The organism is Chamaesiphon polymorphus CCALA 037, assembly GCF_003003845.1.
GTDB classification, from domain to species: domain Bacteria; phylum Cyanobacteriota; class Cyanobacteriia; order Cyanobacteriales; family Chamaesiphonaceae; genus Chamaesiphon; species Chamaesiphon polymorphus.
The window spans coordinates 1-3,845 of sequence record NZ_PVWO01000528.1 but is presented as its reverse complement, the minus strand read 5'-3'; the positions used below and the strand labels follow the sequence as shown (position 1 = coordinate 3,845).

At 49.4% G+C, this 3,845-nt stretch carries 3 protein-coding genes; all 3 read right to left on the bottom strand.

Annotation, left to right across the window (positions count from 1 at the left end):
- Positions 1 to 110 precede the first annotated feature (110 nt).
- The gene (locus C7B77_RS25770; protein ID WP_106311714.1) at positions 111 to 320 is read right to left on the bottom strand and encodes a hypothetical protein; all 210 of its coding nucleotides are present in this window, start codon (positions 318 to 320) and stop codon (positions 111 to 113) included.
- Between the two features lie 61 nt (positions 321 to 381).
- Complete coding sequence (locus C7B77_RS25765; RefSeq protein ID WP_106311711.1) at positions 382 to 1,821, bottom strand: BCD family MFS transporter; 1,440 nt, start codon at positions 1,819 to 1,821, stop codon at positions 382 to 384.
- 172 nt (positions 1,822 to 1,993) lie between these two features.
- A complete protein-coding gene (gene grpE / locus C7B77_RS25760) occupies positions 1,994 to 3,799 on the bottom strand; it encodes a nucleotide exchange factor GrpE (RefSeq protein WP_106311708.1) in 1,806 nt (601 codons plus the stop codon).
- Positions 3,800 to 3,845 lie beyond the last annotated feature (46 nt).

Genomic DNA, 3,845 nt, shown 5'->3' with positions numbered 1-3,845 from the left:
TGTATACACAGCTTATAAAGGGGAGGAGCTAATCTGTCATTTACTAAATTTAATTTGGTATTACTTTTACAGGAAGTATGATGCTCGATCGATCGAGCCTGTCTCAGTTATCAATAATCGCTGTCAGCTACACATAAGCCCTTACATTTGATGCCGTTACTGGCAGTCCGCAGACAATGAGGACAGAGGATCGGTTCCGCTGGTTGGGATTCGGTACGGTTCTCATCCTGCTGGCTAAACGAGTCCTGCCGATCCTGGGAAGTAGCTAGACGTTCGTGTTGCGTCGGCTCTGCCGAATCGGTATCGATGGGCGATGTCATAAAATTAGCAACTTGGAGGATACGCTATGGCACTAGTTCAACCATAGCGTAACTGACGGAGCTAATCTACATCGGCGGCAATTACTGCTTTGACGGCATCTTTGGCTGAGGTTTGAAATTCGCGGACATTTACTCTGTCGAGTAATTTGACGGCGATAATCATGGCTAGAGCTTGCAAGCTAAATACAAAGCTATAGGCAAAGACGATATTGGCGAACAACGATTTGCCAATATCTAAAGCCGCACCGCCAAAAATTGTTGCAAACCCTCTGGCTAAAGCTTGCGATAAGCCCCAAGCACCGATGAATGTGCCTGCTGTTTCTGGGACTGTGAGATCTAACATTAGGGTAATTGCCCCAGTTGTGACCAATCCCGAACAGATGCCAAATAATAATAGAGCCAGTTGCAGAAACATGGGATTGTGAGTAAACCCAGCGGCAATCACCCACACCATCGATACAGCGACTAACATACACCCCAGTCGTGCTGTCTTTTGCTTGCCCATTTTTGGTACGAACCAAAATCCGGCAGCACTCAAACCGAGTAATGTACCTGTGCCCCAAAAAGCGTTGAGTGTCGCTGTTTTACCAACGGGGAGCGCGAAGACGTCGCCACCATAAGTTTCGAGGATCGGATCTTGAATGAATAATCCCATAGTCATGACGACTAGGAAGGTAAAAAATACCTGAGTTTGACGGCTGGCGGTGAGGATACCTAAAGCGCGTCCCAGCGATAAATGAGAACCTTCGAGCGGTTGTTCTACCCGACTGGCAAACCGCGAATATTTGCGTTCGACGCCCCACGTAGCGATAAAAGTAAAGAACACGACGATCGCAGGGATAATGATAAAGAGGCGATCGATCTGGGTTTGAACTTGCTCGATCGTGGCATTAATTTCTAGCGATTTGAGCAATACGCCGATCGTAATTGCTCCGACGATTGTCCCACCGATTAACATCGACCAGTCTACAGCAACGAGTCGCGATCGATCGTCTTCATCGGTGATATCGACTAGGAGTGTGGCAAAGGGTGTAGAGCACAGGCTCACCGATAACCCATACAAGGCAAAAACAAATGCCAGCAATCCCGCCCAGCCATATGTCGGGACAGCCCAACCGACAGCCTTAAGACTCGCGCCCAGTTGCCACATTACCTGCACGGCGATCCAAGCATTCGTGACTAATCCAGCGGCACCCAGCCAAATATAGCCAGTTCGATAATAACCAAATAATGGTTTGGTATCGGAAAGTTGCCCGAATATAATTCTCGCTGGAGCGACAAATAATGTTAGAGCTAAAATTACCGTGGCGATCGTACTCGGTACGGCTAATTCTCTAATCAGCACCCGATTGAGTACGCCAAATACCATCACGGACATCATTCCCAAACCCATCTGAAAGAATCCCAGCCGAATCATCGTCAGTAATCTGACTTTGGGACGCTCTCGATCGTAACTATAACTTCGGTTCAATTCTGGTCTAGATAAGTCGCCAGTAGTCATAAAGTTAAGTATAAAAAAATAGATCTAAGTGTGTCCAATGTAAACCAAATTTTCGATTGCTACCAATCTTCAGTTTATAAAAATTTATGTTCGAGAGCTTGACTAGCTGCTGTGATGTCTCGTGCAGACATATCACCGACTTCTGCCAGAAGTCGGTGATATTCGGTAGCGATTAGTTATAAGTAGATGCCACGGCTACATTGACTTGTGCCAATCGCAATACGCGATCGCCGAGTGTATAACCGCGTTTCAATTCATCGATGACCGTACCCGCAGGATGTTCGTGAGTGCTGACTTCTTTGATGACTTCGTGTAGATGAGCTTCAAATTTACGACCTTTACTTTCGGTAACGCGAACGCCAATTTCTTTAATACTCGATAGCATTTTATTTTCTAACATTGAGTAGCCTTTTTGGATGGCAGCTTCGCGATCGGTTTGCGGTTTAATCGAAGTCCGCGCGAGTTCGATCACATCGACTACCGACAATAAATGCAGGGCAATTTCGGCGCGGGTACGTTGTTCTACTTGCGATCGACTTTGCTTGATGCGCTGCTCGAATTCATCTGTTTCTTGCTGATAATGTTCGAGTTCGGCGAGTAATTGTTCGCACTCAGATTTGGCTTGGAGAGCTTGTTGTTTCCAGTATAAAGCTGCCTCTAAACTTTCGGCCCGATCGAGATCGCTCGCCTCGGCATCTGGGTAAGTTTGGGCGTTGGCTAGTCGATCTTGTAATAAGGTTTTGGGTGGCGCGCACCGTTGCACCTCACTAAAGGCAATCTTACCCTGACGAAACAGGTCGATCGCCAAATCTAGAAACGATCGCATTCCAGTTTCTTGGGCGGCAAGATCGATCGATTCGGCATCGCCGTGGAGAATAGTGGGTTTGAGTCGATCGACGATCGTCAGTACTTCATAGATCCCGATCTCGCCCCGATAGCCAGATCCCTGACATTGAGAGCACAATTTACCCGATTGCTTGGCGCGTTCTATCGCGATCGGGTCGAGAGTATGGGCGCGATAATAGGAACTACGATCGGTGAGGCTGAGAATCGTATTGCCGAGTTGGGCTAATGGGAGTCGATCTGGTTCCTGTGGCAGCCGACAATCGTTGCAAAGCTGTTTTAACGATTTTTGCGCAATGATGCCGATGGTGGCCGTGTAGAGCTGCGCTGCGGGGACGCCCAGGGCGATGAGGTTGGAGATCGCTTCGCCTGCGGTGGCGGCGGCGATGGTGGCGAAGACGAGGCAACCTTGTGCGACGGCTTGGAGTGCGGTTTGGGCGACAGGGAGGCTATCGATCGCGCCGATGGCGAGGATGTCGGGTTGTTGGTGCAAACAGGTGTCAATGGTACGGGCGATAGTTTGCGCATCGGCTGCGGCGGGGAGGAGAATTCGATCGATTCCTGGGATGTCGGCTGTTAATTGGCGATCGATTGCATAAATCTTGCGATCGGCTTGTTGCAGTTCAGCGAGGCTGGCATCGACGATGGCAGATGTGCCACTATCTCGTGCGCCGACGATGAGGATCAGTCCGCGATGGCTGTGAATGATGCGGGAGATTGGCTCGAAGACTTGGCGATCGGGAATGAGTTGGTGGAGGGCTATTTGGGGGCGTTGGGTGTAGGTAATTTTAGCGGTAATGGTGTCGCCAAATTGAGTTGGTAGGGTGGTAATGGCGATTTGGACGCGACCGATTTTGCTGGGTCGATCGAATGTGCCAGTTTGCGGGGCGGGGCGTTCTGGGTGGATTTGGGCGAGGGCTTTGAGGCGATCGATGGTGGGTACGATCGTGTGGTGGGGCATGTTTTGCAATGCGGTTTGCAATAACCCGTTGTGGCGCACTCTAATCTGGAGGGATCGATCTTGGGGTTCAAAGTAGAGGTGAGAGGCTCGATCTTCGATCGCTTTGGCGAGGATTCGATCGACTAGGTTGATGATGGGATTATCTTCGGGGGATGTAGATTGAATCTGAGTCATAACTTGTCGATCGATTGCTGGGGTGGCTGTCTCTTATACACATCTG

Coding starts and splice junctions, on each gene's coding strand:
- C7B77_RS25770 (WP_106311714.1), bottom strand. CDS start 320: ATGACATCGCCCATCGATACCGATTCGGCAGAGCCGACGCAACACGAA.
- C7B77_RS25765 (WP_106311711.1), bottom strand. CDS start 1,821: ATGACTACTGGCGACTTATCTAGACCAGAATTGAACCGAAGTTATAGT.
- grpE (WP_106311708.1), bottom strand. CDS start 3,799: ATGACTCAGATTCAATCTACATCCCCCGAAGATAATCCCATCATCAAC.